The sequence below is a fragment of the Saccharomonospora iraqiensis subsp. paurometabolica YIM 90007 genome (assembly GCF_000231035.2).
Taxonomy (GTDB): domain Bacteria; phylum Actinomycetota; class Actinomycetes; order Mycobacteriales; family Pseudonocardiaceae; genus Saccharomonospora; species Saccharomonospora paurometabolica.
Map to the genome: position 1 here is coordinate 12,524 of NZ_KI912211.1, position 388 is coordinate 12,911.

The window sequence follows — 388 nt, forward strand, 5'->3', positions numbered from 1 at the left end:
GAGGGTTGTTCGGTGGTTACAGCGGTGGGGACACGCCCGGTCCCATTCCGAACCCGGAAGCTAAGCCCACCAGCGCCGATGGTACTGCACCCGCCCGGGTGTGGGAGAGTAGGACACCGCCGAACACACAACGTGAATGCGAAGGGCCCGCCGGGGTTGGCCAGATACCAACTTCGGCGGGCCTTTCGACGTGTCCAGTTCCATAGTGGTGACCACGGTCCGGTGCGGAGTGCGCGATCCGGGGTCGAGGACGGCAGGGAGAAGTTCATGTCCGATGTCGGTGGACGCGGTGCCGACCGCGACGAGTCCGGGCGCAGCGGGGACAGGCGGCCGAACGGTCCCGGCCGGCGCGATCCGCGCGGTGACGGTGGTCGCCGGGACGGCGCCG

Annotated in this window: 1 rRNA gene; it reads left to right on the plus strand. The window is 69.3% G+C overall.

From position 1 onward, the window contains the following. Nucleotides 1-8: 8 nt before the first annotated feature. Nucleotides 9-125: ribosomal RNA gene (gene rrf, locus SACPADRAFT_RS0204545) — 5S ribosomal RNA — on the plus strand. The last annotated feature ends 263 nt before the right edge of the window (nucleotides 126-388 follow it).